Below are 19,597 nucleotides of genomic sequence, written 5' to 3' on the forward strand. Positions count from 1 at the left end.
GTATTATTGCGGCCATGCATTTGACCGACATCGAACTCTTACGCTCAGAAATCGCCGCCGCGGCAGCCCGCATGATTGCCGAGGACGGCGCCGACTACGCCACCGCCAAGCGCAAGGCGGCGCGCCAGATCCTGGGCGACAACAAGACGCGCGGCGACGTTCTGCCCGATAACGCGCAGATCGAAGAAGAAGTCCGCCTCTATAACGAGCTGTTCTTCGGCGACACCCAACCTGCCCGTTTATTGCATTTGCGCCAACTGGCGGTGCAATTGATGGAGGAACTCGCACGCTTCAATCCCTATCTGACCGGGGCGGTGCTCAACGGCACGGCCGGCGAGCACTCTGACATCCATTTGCAATTATTTACATCGAGCGCAAAAGACGTCGAAATTTATCTCTTGAACAAGAATATCAATTTCGATGTCAGCGAAAGCCCCCATTTCAAGAGCAGCCACAAGGGCGGCCACGAACCGGTGGAGACGCTGAGCTATCTGCTGCCGCAACGCGGCGCGGCACCGGAAGGCGTCCACCTGGCGGTGTATGATGTCGACGACTTGCGCGGCGGCATCAGGACGTCTGCCGGCAAACGTGCCGAACGCGCTGATATCGATGCGGTACGCCGCCTGATCATGGAAGAAAGCTGATGAAGACGCGAAACATATTCCTGTTTATCCTGGTTGCCGCCATCGCCGCAGGCGTCGGCGTGGTCACCAGCCACAAGCAAAACCAGCCGGCACCGCAGACGCCTGAAGCGAAAGCCGTCGCCAACCTGTTTGCGCAGACCATGCCCGACGCCACTGGCAAGCCACAAGCCTTGTCACAATGGAAAGGCAAGCCGCTCATCATCAACTTCTGGGCCACCTGGTGCGCACCGTGCGTAGAAGAAATGCCTGAGCTGGCAGCCCTGCAGGCCGAAGTCGCTCCGGTGCAAATTATCGGCATCGGCGTCGATTCCCAAGAGAACATCGCCCAGTTTGCAGAAAAATTCCATATCTATTATCCTCTCTACGTTGCCGGGACCGGCGCCACCGATCTGCTGCGGCAGTTCGGCAATCAAGCCGGCGGTCTCCCCTTCACGGTCTTGGTAGGACTGGACGGAAACCTCAAAAAGGTCTATCTTGGGCGCCTGAATTTTGATGAGCTGCGCCGCGACCTCGCCTCCTTCAAAAACATGTAAATAAAGTTTTTCTTGCCAAATGAAGGCATTTGACGGCAAAATGCGCGCATCGTCGTCAAACGGAGCTTTATCTCCATGGCAATAAACCTTCTCCTCCTCAATGGACCCAACCTGAATTTACTGGGTACCCGGGAGCCTGAAGTCTACGGATCAACCACCTTGGCAGACATCGAACAGCGCGCGGCTTTGCAGGCCAGCAAAGCCGGTGCGACGCTTAACGCCTTCCAAAGCAACCATGAAGGCGCGCTCATCGACCGCATTCATGCGGCCAGGAAAGAAGGCGTCGACGCCATCGTGATCAACCCGGGCGGTTTGACGCACACCAGCGTGGCCTTGCGCGACGCGTTGGCCGGTGTGGCGATTCCGTTTGTGGAAGTACATATTTCCAATATTCACCAGCGCGAAGAGTTTCGCCATTTTTCTTACCTGTCCGGTATTGCCAAGGCCGTGCTGTGCGGCTTCGGCGTCGACGGCTACCGTCTGGCAATTGATTATCTGCTCCAGCAGCCATAAGGACACCACCCCGATTTTCTGGCCGGCATCGCCGCGTGGCATTCAAAATTCAGCGCCAGGCGTTGAACATGAGGCGATGCCGGCCGGTTTAGTTTGTTATAGCTGTTTTGTTATATCTATTATTACTACTGAGGAATTCACATGGATTTACGGAAACTCAAAACCTTGATCGATCTGGTCGCTGAATCGGATATCGAGGAACTGGAAGTCACCGAAGGCGAGAGCAAGGTTCGCATCGTCAAGTCGTCGGCGACGCCGCAAAATCAAGTCGTGATGATGCAACCGCAAGCTGCTTATCCGCAAACCATGCAAGCCGGCGCCGCTCCTGCGCCTGTCGCTGCTCCGGTTGCTGCAGCGCCAGCCGCGCCTGAAGGCCATATCGTTAAATCGCCGATGGTCGGCACCTTCTACCGCTCCTCCGCTCCAGGCGCTCCGTCATTCGTCGAAGTCGGCAAGGAAGTCAAAGAAGGCGACACCATCTGCATCATCGAAGCAATGAAGCTGTTGAACGAAATCGACGCCGACAAAGCCGGCGTGATCAAGCAAATCCTGGTTGAAAACGGTCAGCCGGTTGAATTCGGCCAACCACTGTTCGTAATCGGCTAAATCCTGCCAGAATGTGGATGGATGGCCTGTAGTTTCATTGAGCCCGGCAATACTTGAAGGTGCTCAGCTGCAGGCCCGCACTGGAATCGCTTCCATGTGCTCCATCCATGGCGGATCTGGTTACCTGTATGTAAACGCTTGACTCTTGGCGACGCACATTTCCTCTTATGTTTGAAAAAATCCTTATCGCCAATCGTGGCGAAATCGCTCTCCGTATCCAGCGCGCATGCCGTGAAATGGGCATCAAGACCGTGGTCGTGCACTCCGAGGCGGACCGCGAGGCGAAATACGTCAAGCTGGCGGATGAGTCGGTCTGTATCGGACCTGCACCTTCCGCGCTCAGCTACCTGAACATGCCGGCGATCATCAGCGCGGCCGAAGTCACCGACGCGCAAGCGATCCACCCGGGCTACGGCTTCCTGTCAGAGAACGCCGACTTCGCAGAACGCGTTGAGAAATCCGGCTTCGTCTTCATCGGCCCGCGTCCGGAAAACATCCGCATGATGGGCGACAAGGTCTCGGCCAAGCAGGCCATGATCCGCGCCGGCGTGCCGTGCGTGCCTGGCTCTGAAGGTGCACTGCCGGACAATCCGAAAGAAATCGTGCAGATCGCACGCAAGATCGGCTACCCGGTCATCATCAAGGCAGCGGGTGGCGGCGGTGGCCGCGGCATGCGCGTGGTGCATACCGAAGCAGCTCTGATCAACGCCGTCACCATGACCAAGACGGAAGCCGGCGCAGCCTTTGGCAATCCGGAAGTCTATATGGAGAAGTACCTGGAGAATCCGCGTCACGTGGAAATCCAGATCCTGGCCGACGAACACAAGCAAGCCATCTGGCTGGGCGAGCGCGATTGCTCCATGCAGCGCCGCCACCAGAAGGTTATCGAAGAAGCCCCGGCACCAGGCATCCCACGCAAGATCATCGAGAAGATCGGTGAGCGCTGCGCCGAAGCCTGCCGCAAGATGAACTATCGCGGCGCCGGCACCTTCGAATTCCTGTACGAAAACGAAGAGTTCTACTTCATCGAAATGAACACCCGCGTGCAGGTTGAACATCCGGTCACCGAAATGATCACCGGCGTCGACATCGTGCAAGAACAGATCCGCATCGCCTTCGGCGAGAAGCTGCGTTATCGCCAGCGCGATATCGAGTTAAAGGGTCACGCGATCGAATGCCGCATCAATGCGGAAGACCCGTTCAAGTTCACCCCGTCGCCAGGCCGTCTGACGGCATGGCACGTACCGGGCGGCCCTGGCATTCGCGTCGATTCGCACGCTTACGCCGGTTACTTCGTTCCGCCGAACTACGATTCGATGGTCGGCAAGGTGATTTCCTACGGTTCGACCCGCGAGCAGGCCATCCGCCGCATGCAGATCGCTCTGTCGGAAATGGTGGTCGAAGGTATTTCGACCAACATCCCGCTGCATCGTGAACTGATGGTGGATGCCCGCTTCATCGAAGGCGGCACCAACATCCATTATCTCGAGCACAAGCTGGCGGAGCGCCCAACCGCGCCACCGGCAGAAAAGCCGGCAAAGAAGTAAGTTGAAACAATAAGTTGAAGCAGTAAAGGCAAAGAAACCGATGGGCTGGACCGAAATTGTTATTCAAGTCACGCGCGATCAGGCTGAGGCATTGTCCGATGCCCTGATGGAAGCCGGCGCCTTGTCGGTGTCGGTGGAAGACGCCGACGAAGGCACCACTGCCGAGCAGCCGCTGTTCGGCGAGCCCGGCATGGAGCCGGCCGAGGCGGCGTGGGAACGCAGCCGCGTGGTGGCACTGGCCGACGTCGATGCCGACCACGCCACGATCGTCACCGACGCCGCCAAAGCCATCGGTCTGGACTATGCATTGCCGTTCGCCCTGCGTTCGGTGGAAGAGCAAGACTGGGTACGCCTGACGCAATCGCAATTCGAACCTATCCATATCGGCAAACGCATCTGGGTCGTGCCTAGCTGGCACGACGCACCAGAGCCGGATGCTCTCGTACTGGAACTCGACCCCGGACTGGCCTTCGGCACCGGCAGTCATCCGACGACGCGTCTGTGCATGGAGTGGCTGGAAGAACATGCCGTCAACGCATCGACGGTGCTCGATTACGGTTGTGGTTCCGGCATTCTGGCGCTGGTCGCCAAAAAGCTGGGAGCGCAGCACGTCATCGGTGTCGACATTGACCCGCAAGCACTGGAATCGGCTCGCTTCAACAGCGAACGCAATACGTGCGAGATCGAATACCACCTGCCGGAAGCCTTTGTCCGCACCTATCCGGAGAATCAGACTTTCGCCATCGTTGTCGCCAATATCCTGGCAGGCCCATTGCAATTGATGGCGCCCATGCTGGCCGGGCGCGTTGCACCGGGCGGTTCGCTGGTGTTATCGGGCGTGCTGGATCGCCAGGCGGATGAAGTGATTGCCGCTTATGCGCCCTATATCACGCTGAGCGTCTGGGCCGAGCATGAAGGCTGGGTCGCGCTGGCTGGCCAGGCACCGACGGAGTAAGCATGCTGCGCCGGATCGTTCTTCGCCATGTCAGCAACACGCGGCTTAACGCGGTTTGGGATTGCGCTGAACCCGGCGAGGTACGCTGATGGCGCTGGCGACTCAATGTCCCTTCTGCCAGACGACATTTCGCGTCGCTCAAGACCAGCTCAAACTGCGTGGCGGCCTGGTTCGCTGCGGTAGCTGCAAGGAAGTTTTCAACGGCAACCAACACCTGGTGTCGCCCGACATCGCGCAACAACTCGTCGCTGCGCCGCCGTCCACCGCCCCCACAACAGAAAAGACAGCAAATCGTCCCGCACCGACGGGATGGCCTATGCTGCCGGGCAATACAAATACGCCCCCCGTCGTTTCTCCACCTGCACCAATACCCTCAATCCCGCCTCGCCCACCGGTAGATTTATCCGCGGCATTTGCCAGCATCGCCGCAGAAACCGACGATGCGCCCTGGGGAACACAGTCGGTCACTCCAACATCGCAACCGGATTCGTCTGAATCGGAAAAAGCCACTGCCTCACCATCCTTCCCGCTGCCGGGGACTCCAGCCAAGTCCGCCGAAACGTCCGCTGCCACGGCGTCGCTGGATCAGGCTGAACAGACTGCGATCAATACCCTGACGCAGGAATTGTCTTATCCGGTTCCGCTCACTTCCTCTGCGCGCGCAGAAGACACGGCGCCCGCTGCAGAGATGGGAGTAGCGGCGGAAGGAACTTCGGAACACAGAGAATCCGAGAACGCAGAAGAGCACGAAGAGGATGAGGAAGAACACGACGAAGAGGAATACGAGGAAGACGACGCAGATACTCCTGCCTTCGTTCAGAAAGCAGAACGCCGCGAACGCCTGCGCCGGATCGGCCGCGTCGTCATGCTTGTCGGCTCGGTATTTCTCACCATCGCCTTGCTGCTGCAGGCTACTTATGTCTGGCGCAATACGATCGCTGCCTGGCTGCCATCGACACGCCCGTTGCTGTCGTCAGTTTGCGCCGCGCTGCATTGCTCGGTCGGCCTGCCCACCAATATCGACCAGTTGTCGCTGGAATCCAGCGAATTGCAACTGGTGCCGCCCAATCAGAATATCTATACCCTGACGGTACTGTTGCGCAATCGCGGCTACAGCGCACAAGCCTGGCCGTACATGGAGCTGACGTTGAATGACGGTGATGAGAAAGCCATCACCCGACGCGTCTTCGCACCGCGCGAATACATCAAATCGGCACAAATGATCGATGACGGCCTGGCCGGCGAAGGCGAACAGCAAGTCAAACTGACGTTTGAACTCGCGCAACCGGCAGCGTCCGGCTACCGCATCTACTTGTTCTATCCCTGACTCTTCTCCGCCATAGCGCACACCGGCTTGCTTAAGCTGTCGGCACGAAAATCCGCAAACCCGGCGGGATTCTTCTACAATGCAGCATTCTTCAACTTTCTCAGACATTCGCCATGAGTTCACTTATCTGCGGTTCGCTCGCTTACGACAACATCATGCAATACGACGGCCGCTTCGCTGATGCGCTGCTGGCGGATCAATTGCACAAGATTAATGTGTCTTTCCTGGTGCCGTCGATGCGACGTGAATTCGGCGGCTGTGCCGGCAACATCGCCTATAACCTGAAATTGCTCGGCGGCGAACCCGTCATCATGGCAACCGTCGGTCAGGACAGCGCGCCGTACATGGAGCGCTTCAAGAACCTCGGCATTTCCACCAAGAGCATCCGCGTGATCGACAGCTCGTTCACCGCCCAATGCTTCATCACCACCGATGCCGGCGGCAACCAGATCACGGCATTCCACCCGGGTGCGATGAGCTACTCGCACGAGAACAAGGTCGCCGATGCAGGTCCGGTGAAGCTGTCCATCGTGGCGCCGGACGGCCGCGACGGCATGTTGCAACATGCAGAACATAGCGCCGAACACGGCATCCCGCTGATTTTCGATCCGGGCCAAGGCATGCCGATGTTCAGCGGCGATGATCTGAAACACTTCATTGACCTGGCAACTTATGTCGCTGTGAATGACTACGAAGCCGAATTGCTGACCGCTCGCACCGGCCTGAGCCTGGAGCAAATCGCCAAACAAGTGTCGGCGCTGATTGTCACGCGCGGCGAGCTGGGCGCGGAGATCTTCACTGACGGCCAGAAGATCGACATCCCTTGCGTGCCGGCAGATGCCATCGCTGACCCGACCGGCTGCGGCGACGCATTCCGCGCGGGCATGCTGTTCGGTCTGACCAAGGGCATGGATTGGGCGACGACAGGCCGCCTGTCCAGCCTGATGGGTTCGATCAAGATCGCTTCGCAAGGCCCGCAAAACCATGCACCGACACTGGCCGAAATCGACGACCGTTTCCACAAGGCCTTCGGTTATCGCTTTGCCTGATTGACTGAAGTAACGACTGACCTCGCTTGCCATCGATGTTCGACACATCGGTGGCAGCGCGATCGGTATTGCCGATATTGCCGGCATTGTCTGAGATGTACGCACACCGAAGACCGCAGGACATTGAAAGGAATCGCCATGAAACGCCTCACTTCTGCCTTGCTCTTCTCACTGTACTCACTGTGCTCGCTGTCGCTCAGCCCGCTCGCATCGGCCGCGCTCAAACCGGGCGAAAAGGCGCCTGATTTCTCGACGCAAGCATCGCTCGGTGGTCAGGTATCCACGTTCTCGCTGGCAGAAACGCTCAAAAAAGGCCCGGTGGTGCTGTATTTTTACCCTGCAGCCTTTACCACCGGCTGCACGATTGAAGCCCACCTCTTCGCCGAAGCCATCGACCGCTACAAGGCGCTCGGCGCTACCGTCATCGGCGTATCAAACGACAAGATTGAGACGCTCAACAAGTTTTCCGTCAGTGAATGCCGCAGTAAGTTTGCGGTCGCAGCCGATACCGATCAGAAGATCATGAAATCCTACGATGCGGTGATGAACAGCAAGTCGGACTATGCCAGCCGCACGTCATACGTCATCGCGCCGGACAAGAGCATCATCTACGAATACAGCAGCCCGAGCCCAGACAAGCATGTTGAAAACACCTTGCAGGCATTGCAGCAGTGGGCGGCAAAGAAGAAATAAGCTGGAGATAGCGCAGAGAAGTTTGGCGTAGGTCATCACAACGCCGACACAAAAACAGGCCGCACGATACATCGTGCGGCCTGTTTTATTTTGACAGCTTGAAAACGATCAGCCGATGGACAGAATCAGGGTACTGACCAGACGCACGGCGATCTGCAACAGTATCAGCGCCGCCAGCGGCGACAGGTCGACATTGCCGATGAGCGGAAGGACCTTGCGCAACGGACGCAGCAGCGGCTCATTGAGCGCCCTTACAAACGGCGCTAACGGCGCATAAGGATTCACCCAGCTGAAAATCGCTTCGATGATCAGCGTGGCCATGAAACCGTAAAAAATCCACTGGAAGAAACGCACCAGCGAAAACAGAATGATGGGTTGGAAATCAAACCCGGAGACGAATCCGACTGCGGCGATGATCGACAACAGCACCACCAGAAAAGCGCCGACAAGGCTGGCCCAATCGTAGCCACCGACACCCGGCAGCACTTTGCGCAGCGGCTTGACCAGCCAATCCGACAACTGAAACACGAACTGCCCCACCGATGCCGGCGGGCGCACTTGCACGACCTGCATCCAGAAACGCAGCAACAGCACTCCAGCCAGCGCGCTGGCGATGGCGTCAACGATCAACATGAAAATGCTATGCAACACGGTTACTCTCCATAAGAAGCTGTTTGCCCATCGGCTCCCGCGGCGCGGAAACCAAGCATGTGCATCGGGTTCAACGCCCAGTGCAGCAGTGCACATACTAAACCATGCAGCGCTCATCCCTATATGGGGACGGCGAATAATTAACAAAGCCCGATTGGAACCAGGCAAGCAATCCCGCGAAATCGCAGATGGCGGATTGCAGCAGCGACGGTCCACCTATCACAGTACAGCAGCGCTCTCCCGGACTATTCGCCGGCGCCAGCGTCGCACTTACCTTGTCGCCCACATCAGCCCCAGATCTGCACCGGCGAAAAAAAACCGCTGCATGAACGAGTCACACAGCGGTATTTTGCACCTGATTACTCAGGCACCAGGCCAGGTCCGATTATGGACGTGTTGTGCCTGTTGGGAACGGCCAAGCTGCTGCCGGGTTCAGCACAGTCTTCACAGCTGGAGCTGCTGCAGCTGGCTTCGCTGCTGGCTTCTTAGCTGCTGGCTTTGCTGCTGCCTTCTTGGCGACAGGCTTCTTAGCTGCTGCTGGCTTAGCGGCCGGCTTTGCTGCAGCCTTGACTGCTGGCTTAGCAGCAGGCTTAGCGGCGACTGCCTTCTTCGCTACTGGCTTCTTCGCTGCAACTGCCTTCTTGGCTGCTGGCTTTGCTGCTGGCTTTGCTGCTGCCTTGGCGACTGGCTTCTTCGCTGCTACTGGCTTCTTCGCTGCGACCGCTTTCTTAGCGACTGGCTTCTTAGCTGCAACTGCCTTCTTCGCTACCGGCTTCTTCGCTGCGACTGCTTTCTTAGCGACTGGCTTCTTGGCTGCAACTGCCTTCTTCGCTGCTACTGGCTTCTTCGCTGCTACTGCTTTTTTAGCGACTGGCTTCTTCGCTGCTACCGGCTTCTTAGCTGCAACTGTCTTCTTCGCTGCTACTGGCTTCTTGGCTGCAACTGCTTTTTTAGGAGCTGCTGCTTTCTTTGCCACTGGCTTTGCTGCTGCCTTAGCTACTGGCTTCTTAGCGGCGACTGCCTTCTTCGGAGCTGCTGCCTTCTTGGCTGCAACTGGCTTCTTAGCGGCGACCGCTGGTTTCTTTGCAGCCGGCTTCTTGGCTGCTGGTTTCTTTGCTGCTGTTGCCATTTTGTTTCTCCTTCTTCACGTGATGGAAAAAATCAAGCTTGATTTAAGAAACCCGTCTGTACCATCGCGATGATGCAGGCGGATTATTCATCGGCACAAGCAAGCTTCTGCTTGCGCTAATGAATTCGGCACCAGCTGAACTGCTGCATCCCCTCACCTATGCAGCACTTCAGCTATCTTGGTCTGGCCTCTACCCCGCTTGTGCAGGGGTTCAGAGCTTCGGTTCGCGCCTTCGCGAACGCCACAACCAAAAAAAACGCCAGCGGATTACACGCTAGCGTCAGGAATACTATTCCCGAAAAACCTTCAGGTTTTTCAAAGGAAAAGCCGCCTGACCCGATTTAATCGAGTTAAGCGGCGATAACAGAGAAGATCGTTTCGGTCTTTTACTGTTCATTAAATTTGGTGAAAGCCTTCCGTATTTTGGCAGTCGGATATCTTGCAAGCTACCCGACTGTTGAGTGCCTCACAAATCTCGCTGAAGAGCATTGACGAGATGGGCACATCATTCCCAGTTAAGCGCGCCTCCGGTTTGGTATTCGATGACTCGGGTTTCAAAGAAGTTGCGCTCCTTCTTCAAATCGATCATCTCGCTCATCCACGGAAACGGATTTTCTTCTTGCGCGAACAGTGGATCGAGTCCGATTTGCTGTGCGCGACGATTAGCGATGAATCGTAAGTAACCTTTGAACATCGGCGCATTCAAACCTAGCACGCCTCGCGGCATTGTATCCTCTGCGTAGCGATATTCCAACTCTACGGCGCTTAAAAACAACGATTTAATTTCGTTTCTGAATTCCGGCGTCCACAAATGTGGGTTCTCCATCTTCACCGTGTTGATCAGATCGATACCGAAATTGCAGTGCATCGATTCATCACGCAGGATGTATTGATACTGTTCAGCGGCGCCCATCATCTTGTTCTGACGGCCCAGTGCAAGGATCTGCGTGAAGCCGACATAGAAGAACAGGCCTTCCATGATGCACGCGAAAACGATCAGCGACTTCAGCAGCTTCTGGTCATTCTCTGTCGTGCCGGTCTTGAACTCAGGATCGGTCAGCGTGTTGATGAACGGGATCAGGAACTCGTCCTTGTCGCGAATCGACTTCACTTCGTGATACGCGTTGAAGATCTCCGCTTCGTCCAGACCCAGCGACTCAACAATGTATTGGTAGGCGTGTGTGTGGATCGCTTCTTCGAACGCCTGGCGCAGCAGGTATTGACGGCATTCCGGCGCAGTGATGTGGCGGTAGGTGCCCAGCACGATGTTGTTGGCGGCGAGCGAGTCGGCGGTGACGAAGAAGCCGAGGTTGCGCTTGACCAGACGACGCTCGTCTTCGGTCAGGCCGTTTGGATTTTTCCACAGCTCGATGTCGCGCTGCATGTTGATTTCCTGCGGCATCCAATGGTTGGCGCAGCCAGCCAGGTATTTATCCCAAGCCCATTTGTACTTGAACGGCACCAGCTGATTGACGTCGGTGTGGCCGTTGATGATGCGCTTGTCGGCTGCGTTGACACGGCGGGTTACGTCCACCGGCGCCTCGTCTTTGGTAACCAGAGCAGGATTCAGCGCAACATCAGAGAACTGCGGACGTGCATTGTTGATAGAGGCCGATTGCAATTGAGGCTGAGGCGTTTGCGAGGCGTGCGGCGCGGACGGTGCCGGCGAGGCCTTCACTTCATCATCCCAAGAGAGCATGTTTTGATCCTTTACTTAATTTACTTTGACGTCCCGACGCGGCCGGGATGTGACTTATGACATTGATGCAGGCGGCGCGTTCATCTTCCGGAGAAGACTGCCGCCGGACTTGCCGGCGGCTGCCACCTGTTTTTACTGTGTTTTGATTACTGGCAGGCTTCGCACTCTTCAAAGCCGTCATCGCCTGGACGCAGATAGCATGCTTCGCCGTCGGCTTCTGCTTCAACTGCTGCTGCCGCCACGGTTGCCGTGCTGGCCGCAGACGCCGTCATCGATGCCGGGGCCGAGACAGCCGCTGCACTATGGCTGACGCCGCCGTCGACTGCCACCGCGTTCAATGCGCCGGTCTTGGAAGTCGACTTCTCGGTGTGGGTTGCGCCGATGGTGCGGAGATAGTAGGTGGTCTTCAGACCGCGCAACCATGCCAACTTGTAAGTCTCATCCAGACGCTTGCCCGAAGCGCCGGCCATGTAGATGTTCAGCGATTGAGCCTGATCGATCCATTTTTGACGGCGGGATGCTGCTTCCACCAGCCAGGATGGTTCGACTTCGAAGGCTGTGGCGTAGATATCGCGCAGGTCTTGCGGGATGCGGTCGATCTTGGCCAGGCTGCCGTCAAAGTACTTCAGGTCGGAAATCATGACTTCGTCCCACAGGCCGCGGGCCTTCAGGTCGCGTACCAGGTACTCGTTGATTTCGGTGAATTCGCCCGACAGGTTCGACTTCACATACAGGTTCTGGTAAGTCGGTTCGATGCAAGCCGACACGCCGATGATGTTCGAAATCGTTGCTGTTGGTGCAATCGCCACGCAGTTCGAATTACGCATGCCGAACTCGGAAATGCGCGAACGCAGTGCCGACCAGTCCAGTGTTTCGGACATATCCGCTTCCAGATAGCCACCGCGTTCTTGCGCCAGCAACTTCAGGGAGTCTTGCGGCAGGATGCCGCGATCCCACAGCGAACCACGGTAGGAGCTGTAACGGCCGCGCTCTTCCGCCAGTTCGGTCGATGCCCAGTAAGCGTAGTAGCAAACGGCTTCCATCGAACGATCGGCGAATTCCACTGCGTCCATCGAAGCGTAAGGCACGCGCTTCATGTGCAGGCAGTCCTGGAAGCCCATGATGCCCAGACCGACCGGGCGGTGGCGCAGGTTGGAATCACGTGCCTTCTTGACGGCGTAGTAGTTGATGTCGATCACGTTGTCGAGCATGCGCATTGCGGTGCGGATGGTCTTTTGCAGCTTGACGTGGTCGATCTCGCCGTTCACTAGGTGGGCAGGCATGTTGACCGACCCCAGGTTGCAGACAGCGATTTCGGACTCGTTGGTGTTCAGTGTGATTTCTGTGCACAGGTTCGAGCTGTGAACCACGCCGACGTGTTGCTGCGGCGAACGGATGTTGCATGGGTCCTTAAAGGTGATCCATGGGTGACCAGTTTCGAACAGCATCGACAGCATCTTGCGCCACAGATCCAGCGCTTGCACCTTCTTGAACAGCTTCAGCTCGCCGCGGGCAGCCTTGGCTTCGTAACCGGTGTAGGCTTCTTCGAAAGCCTTGCCGAACTTGTCGTGCAGGTCTGGCGCATCGGATGGCGAGAACAGTGTCCACTCACCCTTTTCCATGACGCGCTTCATGAACAGGTCAGGAATCCAGTTGGCGGTGTTCATGTCATGCGTGCGGCGGCGGTCATCGCCGGTGTTTTTACGCAGCTCGAGGAATTCCTCGATGTCCATGTGCCAGGTTTCCAGATAAGCGCAGACTGCGCCCTTGCGCTTGCCGCCTTGATTCACCGCCACGGCGGTGTCGTTGACCACTTTCAGGAAAGGTACAACGCCTTGCGACTTGCCGTTGGTGCCCTTGATGTGCGCGCCCAGCGAACGGACCGGAGTCCAGTCGTTGCCCAGACCGCCGGCGTATTTGGCCAGCAGTGCGTTTTCCTTGATGGCTTCGTAGATGCCGTCCAGATCATCGGCAACCGTCGTCAGGTAGCACGACGACAATTGCGAACGCAGCGTACCCGAGTTGAACAGGGTCGGTGTCGAGCTCATGAAGTCGAACGACGACAGCAGGTTGTAGAACTCGATGGTGCGTGTCTCACGGTCGATTTCGTTCAGCGACAAGCCCATCGCGACGCGCATATAGAACGCTTGCGGCATTTCAATGCGGGTACCTTGAATATGCAGGAAGTAGCGGTCGTACAAAGTTTGCAGGCCGAGGTAACCGAATTGCAGGTCGCGCTCAGGCTTGATGGCATTGGCCAGTTTCACCAGATCGAACTGGGCCAGCTTGGAGTCGAGCAGCTCGGCGGCGATGCCCTTCTTGATGTACTTGGCGAAGTAGTCCAGGTATTCGGCAGGCGCATCAGCTTGCGCGACTTCCTTGCCGAACACTTCTTTACGGATGGTGTGCATCAGCAGACGCGCAGTGACCTGGCTGTAGGCTGGATCTTTTTCCATCAGCGCGCGGGCAGCCAGAATGGCCGACTTGTGCAATTCTTCAACCGGTACGCCGTCGTAGAGGTTCTTGACGGTTTCGGCCAGGATGGCGTCAGCGTCAACGTGCTTTTCCAGACCGACGCAAGCTGCGGTGATCAGAGTACGCACTTCATCCAAATCCAGCAGGCGGCTTTGGCCGTCTTCCACCACATGCAGTTGCGGCGCAGCGAAATCGGTCTTGGTGTTGGCGCCTTGCTGTGCGCGTTCTTCCATGCGCTTGGCGCGGTACAGAACGTAGGCACGGGCGACATCATGTTCGCCGGAACGCATCAGGGCCAGTTCAACCTGGTCCTGGATATCTTCAATATGGAAAGTGCCGCCGGTCGGCTGGCGACGCACCAGGGCCGAAACGACGTTGGTGGTCAATTGCTCGACCATTTCGCGCACGCGCGCCGAAGCCGCGCCCTGACCGCCGTTGACGGCGAGGAATGCCTTGGTCACGGCAATCGAAATCTTCGATGGTTCAAAACCGACCACCGCACCATTGCGACGGATGATTCTGTATTCACCCAAACCGGAAGCAGGACGAACCGATTGCGAAGACGTTGCTTCGTCTTGGTTGCCCGCTGTGGGAATGACGCCAAAATCTGCCGGGGATTTAGCGGAAATTTCTTGTGTAGAGCGCACTGAGCCTCCTGAAAACTATGATTGACGGACAGCTGAGCTGCCCGCGTTGCCAATAGAACCCTTCATATATATAAGGTGCAAAAATATGAAGAGGTTCACGAATACCAGAAACAGGACGACGCCAATACTGCCGCGAGCGCGACTGCATGTAAGTACGACCTGTTCCGAACTGATTAAATAAAACCTGAAATTGATGCTTGAAATTAATGCTTGAATGGGAGTGCTACCGAGACATCGTTTGAATTGTTGCTTGCCTCAAGACTCGCCATCTCAATGAATCCCAACCAGAAGCCAAACCCTGCAGAATCTGCTCCGGCTCTTGTTGAGAGCCTTGATCCGGGGTCATGAACAGTGACCAAAGTGACCGTGAACAGCTTCTTCCAACCCAAAGAACGACTAAAGAATTACTTACCAAAAACACTACATCTAGTTCCAAAGGAATGATTGAGACTAATTCTAGTGTCTGGAATCGAGAGATGCAACCGCTATTTCTGGATATTTTTATATGTTTTACGCTTGACTTTCACCGACCCCAGAAGGGAAGCGCAATTGCGCTGCTTCAACATGGCAATAGAAATCCTTCTGAAATCTCCGCCATTCGAAAAACGGACCGGGATCGGTCTTTCTTCCCGGCGCGATGTGCTCGTGACCGGCAACATCGGTCAGCGGGTAGCGCTGCCGCAAGGCCACGGCAAGCGTCGCCAGCACCTGATACTGAAGATCGGTGAAGGGCTCGAAGTCGGTGCCTTCCAATTCTATGCCGATGGAAAAATCGTTGCAGCGCTCGCGCCCGTTGAAGGAAGACACGCCGGCGTGCCAGGCGCGGTCGTTGGCCGAGACGAACTGGAGCAGCTGGCCGTCGCGCTGAATGACGAAGTGCGCCGACACCCGCAAAGGACGCAGCTGGTCGAAATACGGATGCGCCTCACAATCGAGCTGATTGCAGAACAGATCACCGATGAACGGACCACCGAACTGCCCCGGCGGCAAGCTGATGTTATGGATCACCAGCAAGTCGGTCACCATGCCTTCGGCGCGGGCGTCGAAGTTCGGTGACGGTTGCCGGCGAGCGTGGTCACACCAGCCGTCGGCGGCGATCGTCAGTTTTGCAGGTATAGAGGGAACTGCGGGGGAGGCTGTCACGGTCAGCTCCGGGCTGACCATCGATATTGCCTTCTGGTCGCTGGAGTCTGCCGTCATGTCAGGAAGACGCCAGCCTCAGGTGTTCTTCGCTGCAGTAAACAATACCCGCAGCGTTCGATACCGATTCGGATGCCGGGAAATGGATGCCGCAGTGGGCGCATTGCACCATGGTCTCGGCTTCCTCCTTGCGCTGTTTGCGCGCAAAAGGATTGCGGCTGGCGCCGGCAGAACCCTGCGGCGAACCGGCGTTTGCCGCGATGGATTTTTTAGCGCGCTGCAGCCAGACCACGACCGCCAATGCGATCACCAGCCAAATGAGATATTTCATACCAGTATCCGATGCAGCACGACTTCGAGCACGAAGCGGCTGCCAACATAGGCGAGCAGCAAGACGGCAAACCCGGTCAGGGTGAAACTGAGCGCAGTGCGACCACGCCAGCCTTGCCATTTACGTCCCGCCAACAACAAACCGAACAGTCCCCAGGACAGCAGTGTAAAGATCGTTTTGTGATCCCACCGGAAGGCCTTGTCAAACAACTGCTCGGAAAACACGACGCCCGACAACACCGTCAGCGTCAACAAAATAAAACCGAAAGCGATCAGCCGGAACAGGATTTTTTCCATGGTCAGCAGCGCCGGCAAACGATCCAGCGCCATCGAGAACCAGCCGCTCTGCGCCGGGCCGGGCCGCGTATGCAGGCGCGACTCCTGCAGCACCATCAGCACGGCGTGGAAAGCAGCGATGGTCAGCGTGCTGTAGGCCAGGATGGAAATGGCGATATGCCACAGAAACCAGTCCGACTTGCCCGTCAGCGCCACCATGTTGCCTGGGAAGACGCTCGGCAGAATCACCGCAACTGCCGCCACCGGCAGTACCAGTACGCGCAGGCTGTCGAGGGAGAAATTGCGATTTTCCAGCCAGTAGGCGGCGACCGACACCCACAAGGTGGCCGACAGCATCACGCCAAAACCGACGCGTACGGCCTCGGGCGCAAACATGTCTGCCATCAGGGCGCCGCCGTGCAACAGCCAGCCGGCCACCGTCCCGATCGAAATCGGCAGACGCCGTTCGGAAGGCAGGAAGGCGCAACCCAGATACAGGAGTGCAGCCAGAATGAAAAAATAAGTTTGCATCGACTAAGTTTACACCATGTCGCGAATTCACTGACTGCCGACAACGTGATGAGAGCGCGCTACGGGCCTGCTGAACGGTCTTGCCGGGAGGTAAATACGAAACCACCATATTGCCTCGGGCTAAAGCAATATGGTGGGGATCAAACCGCCAAAATCAATGGCGTAGTACGCTGCGATTCAATACGTCAATCGACTGCCGCAGCGCGCATTTCGTCGTGATGATGACGCTGCTGCTCTTCCATGACCAGTTGGCCGAGTTCACGCTTCAGGGCGTTGAACTCAGGGGCCGCCGGGTCGCGCAGGCGCGGCAGCGTGACGGTGATGTCTCGCTTGATGGTGCCGGGACGATAAGTCATGACGACGATGCGGTCGGCCAGATAGATGGCCTCCTCGATGCTGTGCGTCACGAACACGATGGTCTTCTTGAACTCATCCCAGATGCGCAGCAACTCGTCCTGCAGATTGCGGCGCGTGAGCGCGTCGAGCGCGCCGAACGGCTCATCCATCAGCATGATCGGCGAATCCAGCGCCAGCACACGGGCAATCGCCACCCGCTGACGCATGCCGCCGGACAGATCTTTGGGAAAACGGCTGCGGAAGTCGATCAAGCCGAGCTTATCCAGCAACTGCGTCACGCGGGCCTGGATTTCGGCCTTGGCGACGCCTTTGATTTCCAGACCGAAGGCGACGTTCTGCTCCACCGTCATCCAGGGAAACAGCGCGTACTCCTGAAACACCATACCGCGATCAGGGCCGGGCTCGGTCACGACCTTGCCGTTGGTAGTAATGCTGCCGCTGCTGGGCAAGGCGAAGCCGGCGATGGCGTTGAGCAGGGTCGACTTGCCGCAGCCGGAAGGCCCCAGCAGGCAGACGAACTGGCCGTCAGGAATGTCGAGGTTGATGTCTTTCAGCGCCACGACTTCACGGTCGTCGCTCTTAAAAACCTTGTTGACGCCGGTAACGACGATTTGGGATGCGCTCATGTCAGCTCTCCAGTCCGCGATGCCAGCGCAGCATGTAATTGTTCAGACGGCTCATGCCGATGTCGATGGCCAGACCCAGCAAGCCGATGGTGATCATGCCGGCGATGATCTTGTCGGACCAGAAGTATTCCCGCGCTTCCATGATGCGGAAACCGAGGCCGTTGCTGACCGCAATCATCTCGGCCACGATCACCACAATAAAGGCGGTGCCGATACCGATGCGCACACCCGACAGGATATAAGGCACGGCGGCCGGCAACATCACGCGTACGAACAGCGTGCGCTGGCTGGCGCCGAGGTTGCGCGCCGCGCGCAGGTAGATGCTGTCGACTTGACGCACGCCGGCGATGGTATTCATCAATACAGGGAAGAACGCGCCCAGAGAAATCAGGAACAGCGCCGGCGGATTACCCAACCCGAACCACAGGATCGCCAGCGGAATATAGGCGATCGGTGGAATCGGACGGATCACCTGCACCGTCAGATTCATCAGCCCATAGACACGCTGGCTCGATCCCATCAGCAGACCGAGCGGCAAGGCCAGTCCGGCGCCAATCAGGAAACCGACCACCACGCGATACAGACTGCCGATGGCGTCGATGATCAGCTCGCCCGAAAACAGCCAGGCCAGCCAGCTGTCGTCGGCAGGGTCATACGGTTTGGTGGGCGACAAGTATTCGAACCACTTGTGCACCACCGCCCACGGCGACGGCAAAACCAGCGGATTAACCCAGCCCAGCGAAGATGCGCCCTGCCAGATGGCGATCACCACCACCGGCACCAGCAATCCTTGCAAGGCTCCCCCTATTTTTCGTTTTGCCATGTTCGTGGTCCTTGGGTGCGAATGGATTACTTAAGATTCATGCTTTTCTTGGCTTGCTCCAGCAGATCGGTCTTTACCCAATCCTTGGCGACAGGCGGCTTGGCCATCTTGCCGGTGCCGTACTTGGCCATGGTGTCGGTCGTGATCTGGATGTGCTCAGCCGTGATGTCATAGGCGTAAGGCGAGTTACCGATGGCGTCGTAGAAATCTTCCTTGGTGATCTGATTCTTGAAGATGACTTCACGCACGTACTTCTCGGCGGTTTCCTTGTTGTCCATGAAGGTCTTGGTGGCTTCCAGGAAGCAGCGCATGAACTTCTCGGCCAGCGGGCGCTTCTCTTTATAGAACTTCTCGGTCATCACCATGGTCCGCACCGGCTCGCCGATCGGGGTGTCGTACGGCTTCATGACTTCTACGCCAAAGCCCTTGTTGATGGCTTGCGAAGATTGCGGTTCGCTCTGCATCATGGCGTCGATGTTCTTGCCCAGCAGCGCCTGGTTCAGATCGGCGAAAGCCAGATAAACGATGGTGACGTCCTTGGAGGTCAGACCGTTCTGGCCGAGTTCGGCGTCGAGCAGCACTTCATGGATACCACCGCGGGTCACGCCGACTTTTTTACCCTTCAGATCCTTGACCGACTTGATGCCGGAATCCTTGCCCGCCACCAGACGCGCACCACCCTTGGCGAAACCGGCAACGACATAGATCGGCGCACCGTTGGCGCGGCCGGAGATGGCGGCTTCCGATGCGGTGGTACCGACATCGAGCTCACCGGCGAGGATGCCTTGCATTACGTCAGGGCCTTTAGGGAAGACTTTTTCGTCGACCTTGATGCCACACTTCGGGGCGATTTCCTTGATATAAGACACCGCGCCGTAATGGGCGAATTTGAGGTTGCCGAGGCGCACCGTTTCTTGTGCCGCTGCGTTCAGCGAAGTTCCTGCAGCCAGAACAGCCATTGCAGCTGCCGCGATGAGTTGCTTGTTCATCTCTCTCTCCTGTCGTTATGTTTGCGCCGCCAGCGGAATACGCCGCGGGGTTGATAT

19 protein-coding genes are annotated in these 19,597 nt (G+C 57.3%); 9 read left to right on the top strand and 10 right to left on the bottom strand.

Annotated elements, in window-relative coordinates:
* Positions 1-14: 14 nt before the first annotated feature.
* From PQR63_RS12510 to PQR63_RS12550, 9 genes are all read left to right on the top strand, one after another.
* Positions 15-644 (top strand): hypothetical protein, encoded by a 630-nt coding sequence (locus PQR63_RS12510; RefSeq protein WP_408168211.1) that lies wholly within the window; start codon positions 15-17, stop codon positions 642-644.
* The gene (locus PQR63_RS12515; protein WP_408168212.1) at positions 644-1,177 is read left to right on the top strand and encodes a TlpA family protein disulfide reductase; all 534 of its coding nucleotides are present in this window, start codon (positions 644-646) and stop codon (positions 1,175-1,177) included. Before PQR63_RS12510 ends, PQR63_RS12515 begins: the two co-directional genes overlap by 1 nt.
* Before the next feature lie 75 nt (positions 1,178-1,252).
* Positions 1,253-1,690, top strand: coding sequence for a type II 3-dehydroquinate dehydratase (aroQ, locus tag PQR63_RS12520; RefSeq protein WP_408168213.1), 438 nt, complete (start codon positions 1,253-1,255; stop codon positions 1,688-1,690).
* 141 nt (positions 1,691-1,831) lie between these two features.
* On the top strand, positions 1,832-2,296 hold the full coding sequence (accB, locus tag PQR63_RS12525) for an acetyl-CoA carboxylase biotin carboxyl carrier protein (protein ID WP_408168214.1): 465 nt from the start codon (positions 1,832-1,834) through the stop codon (positions 2,294-2,296).
* A 167-nt stretch (positions 2,297-2,463) separates the two neighbouring features.
* Positions 2,464-3,843 carry an acetyl-CoA carboxylase biotin carboxylase subunit gene (gene accC / locus PQR63_RS12530; RefSeq protein ID WP_050479004.1) on the top strand — a complete coding sequence of 460 codons (1,380 nt, stop codon included), beginning with the start codon at positions 2,464-2,466 and terminating at the stop codon, positions 3,841-3,843.
* Between the two features lie 40 nt (positions 3,844-3,883).
* Positions 3,884-4,798, top strand: coding sequence for a 50S ribosomal protein L11 methyltransferase (prmA, locus tag PQR63_RS12535; protein ID WP_408168216.1), 915 nt, complete (start codon positions 3,884-3,886; stop codon positions 4,796-4,798).
* Between the two features lie 88 nt (positions 4,799-4,886).
* On the top strand, positions 4,887-6,125 hold the full coding sequence (locus PQR63_RS12540; protein WP_408168218.1) for a DUF3426 domain-containing protein: 1,239 nt from the start codon (positions 4,887-4,889) through the stop codon (positions 6,123-6,125).
* A gap of 113 nt (positions 6,126-6,238) precedes the next feature.
* A complete protein-coding gene (locus tag PQR63_RS12545; RefSeq protein WP_408168219.1) occupies positions 6,239-7,174 on the top strand; it encodes a carbohydrate kinase family protein in 936 nt (311 codons plus the stop codon).
* Positions 7,175-7,312: 138 nt separating this feature from the next.
* Complete coding sequence (locus tag PQR63_RS12550) at positions 7,313-7,867, top strand: peroxiredoxin (RefSeq protein WP_408168220.1); 555 nt, start codon at positions 7,313-7,315, stop codon at positions 7,865-7,867.
* A 108-nt stretch (positions 7,868-7,975) separates the two neighbouring features.
* On the opposite strand, the gene PQR63_RS12555 is transcribed toward PQR63_RS12550, so the two are convergent.
* The 10 genes from PQR63_RS12555 to PQR63_RS12600 all read right to left on the bottom strand — a co-directional run bounded on the left by PQR63_RS12555 (position 7,976) and on the right by PQR63_RS12600 (position 19,540).
* Positions 7,976-8,518 carry a YggT family protein gene (locus PQR63_RS12555; protein WP_408168221.1) on the bottom strand — a complete coding sequence of 181 codons (543 nt, stop codon included), beginning with the start codon at positions 8,516-8,518 and terminating at the stop codon, positions 7,976-7,978.
* Positions 8,519-8,903: 385 nt separating this feature from the next.
* Entirely contained in the window at positions 8,904-9,647 is a 744-nt protein-coding gene (locus tag PQR63_RS12560) for a histone H1-like DNA-binding protein (protein ID WP_408168222.1), read from the bottom strand.
* A 505-nt stretch (positions 9,648-10,152) separates the two neighbouring features.
* The gene (locus PQR63_RS12565) at positions 10,153-11,346 is read right to left on the bottom strand and encodes a ribonucleotide-diphosphate reductase subunit beta (protein ID WP_408168224.1); all 1,194 of its coding nucleotides are present in this window, start codon (positions 11,344-11,346) and stop codon (positions 10,153-10,155) included.
* Positions 11,347-11,492: 146 nt separating this feature from the next.
* Entirely contained in the window at positions 11,493-14,468 is a 2,976-nt protein-coding gene (locus tag PQR63_RS12570) for a ribonucleoside-diphosphate reductase subunit alpha (RefSeq protein ID WP_408168225.1), read from the bottom strand.
* Between the two features lie 510 nt (positions 14,469-14,978).
* The gene (gene ampD, locus PQR63_RS12575) at positions 14,979-15,632 is read right to left on the bottom strand and encodes a 1,6-anhydro-N-acetylmuramyl-L-alanine amidase AmpD (protein WP_408168334.1); all 654 of its coding nucleotides are present in this window, start codon (positions 15,630-15,632) and stop codon (positions 14,979-14,981) included.
* Between the two features lie 37 nt (positions 15,633-15,669).
* Positions 15,670-15,939, bottom strand: coding sequence for a PP0621 family protein (locus PQR63_RS12580; protein WP_408168227.1), 270 nt, complete (start codon positions 15,937-15,939; stop codon positions 15,670-15,672).
* Positions 15,936-16,745 (bottom strand): cytochrome C assembly family protein, encoded by an 810-nt coding sequence (locus PQR63_RS12585; protein ID WP_408168228.1) that lies wholly within the window; start codon positions 16,743-16,745, stop codon positions 15,936-15,938. The genes PQR63_RS12580 and PQR63_RS12585 overlap by 4 nt, the downstream gene beginning before the upstream one ends.
* A 185-nt stretch (positions 16,746-16,930) precedes the next feature.
* Positions 16,931-17,728, bottom strand: coding sequence for an ABC transporter ATP-binding protein (locus PQR63_RS12590; protein WP_408168229.1), 798 nt, complete (start codon positions 17,726-17,728; stop codon positions 16,931-16,933).
* 1 nt (position 17,729) lies between these two features.
* On the bottom strand, positions 17,730-18,551 hold the full coding sequence (locus PQR63_RS12595) for an ABC transporter permease (RefSeq protein ID WP_408168230.1): 822 nt from the start codon (positions 18,549-18,551) through the stop codon (positions 17,730-17,732).
* Positions 18,552-18,577: 26 nt separating this feature from the next.
* Entirely contained in the window at positions 18,578-19,540 is a 963-nt protein-coding gene (locus PQR63_RS12600; RefSeq protein ID WP_408168231.1) for an ABC transporter substrate-binding protein, read from the bottom strand.
* Positions 19,541-19,597: the final 57 nt, after the last annotated feature.

It is taken from the genome of Herbaspirillum rhizosphaerae (assembly GCF_046025915.1).
Lineage (GTDB): Bacteria > Pseudomonadota > Gammaproteobacteria > Burkholderiales > Burkholderiaceae_D > Herbaspirillum > Herbaspirillum rhizosphaerae_A.

Bases quoted from the DNA above. Each gene is read 5' to 3' on its own strand.
- PQR63_RS12510 (WP_408168211.1), top strand. From the start codon at position 15: ATGCATTTGACCGACATCGAACTCTTACGCTCAGAAATCGCCGCCGCG.
- PQR63_RS12515 (WP_408168212.1), top strand. From the start codon at position 644: ATGAAGACGCGAAACATATTCCTGTTTATCCTGGTTGCCGCCATCGCC.
- aroQ (WP_408168213.1), top strand. From the start codon at position 1,253: ATGGCAATAAACCTTCTCCTCCTCAATGGACCCAACCTGAATTTACTG.
- accB (WP_408168214.1), top strand. From the start codon at position 1,832: ATGGATTTACGGAAACTCAAAACCTTGATCGATCTGGTCGCTGAATCG.
- accC (WP_050479004.1), top strand. From the start codon at position 2,464: ATGTTTGAAAAAATCCTTATCGCCAATCGTGGCGAAATCGCTCTCCGT.
- prmA (WP_408168216.1), top strand. From the start codon at position 3,884: ATGGGCTGGACCGAAATTGTTATTCAAGTCACGCGCGATCAGGCTGAG.
- PQR63_RS12540 (WP_408168218.1), top strand. From the start codon at position 4,887: ATGGCGCTGGCGACTCAATGTCCCTTCTGCCAGACGACATTTCGCGTC.
- PQR63_RS12545 (WP_408168219.1), top strand. From the start codon at position 6,239: ATGAGTTCACTTATCTGCGGTTCGCTCGCTTACGACAACATCATGCAA.
- PQR63_RS12550 (WP_408168220.1), top strand. From the start codon at position 7,313: ATGAAACGCCTCACTTCTGCCTTGCTCTTCTCACTGTACTCACTGTGC.
- PQR63_RS12560 (WP_408168222.1), bottom strand. From the start codon at position 9,647: ATGGCAACAGCAGCAAAGAAACCAGCAGCCAAGAAGCCGGCTGCAAAG.
- PQR63_RS12565 (WP_408168224.1), bottom strand. From the start codon at position 11,346: ATGCTCTCTTGGGATGATGAAGTGAAGGCCTCGCCGGCACCGTCCGCG.
- ampD (WP_408168334.1), bottom strand. From the start codon at position 15,632: ATGGTCAGCCCGGAGCTGACCGTGACAGCCTCCCCCGCAGTTCCCTCT.
- PQR63_RS12580 (WP_408168227.1), bottom strand. From the start codon at position 15,939: ATGAAATATCTCATTTGGCTGGTGATCGCATTGGCGGTCGTGGTCTGG.
- PQR63_RS12585 (WP_408168228.1), bottom strand. From the start codon at position 16,745: ATGCAAACTTATTTTTTCATTCTGGCTGCACTCCTGTATCTGGGTTGC.
- PQR63_RS12590 (WP_408168229.1), bottom strand. From the start codon at position 17,728: ATGAGCGCATCCCAAATCGTCGTTACCGGCGTCAACAAGGTTTTTAAG.
- PQR63_RS12595 (WP_408168230.1), bottom strand. From the start codon at position 18,551: ATGGCAAAACGAAAAATAGGGGGAGCCTTGCAAGGATTGCTGGTGCCG.
- PQR63_RS12600 (WP_408168231.1), bottom strand. From the start codon at position 19,540: ATGAACAAGCAACTCATCGCGGCAGCTGCAATGGCTGTTCTGGCTGCA.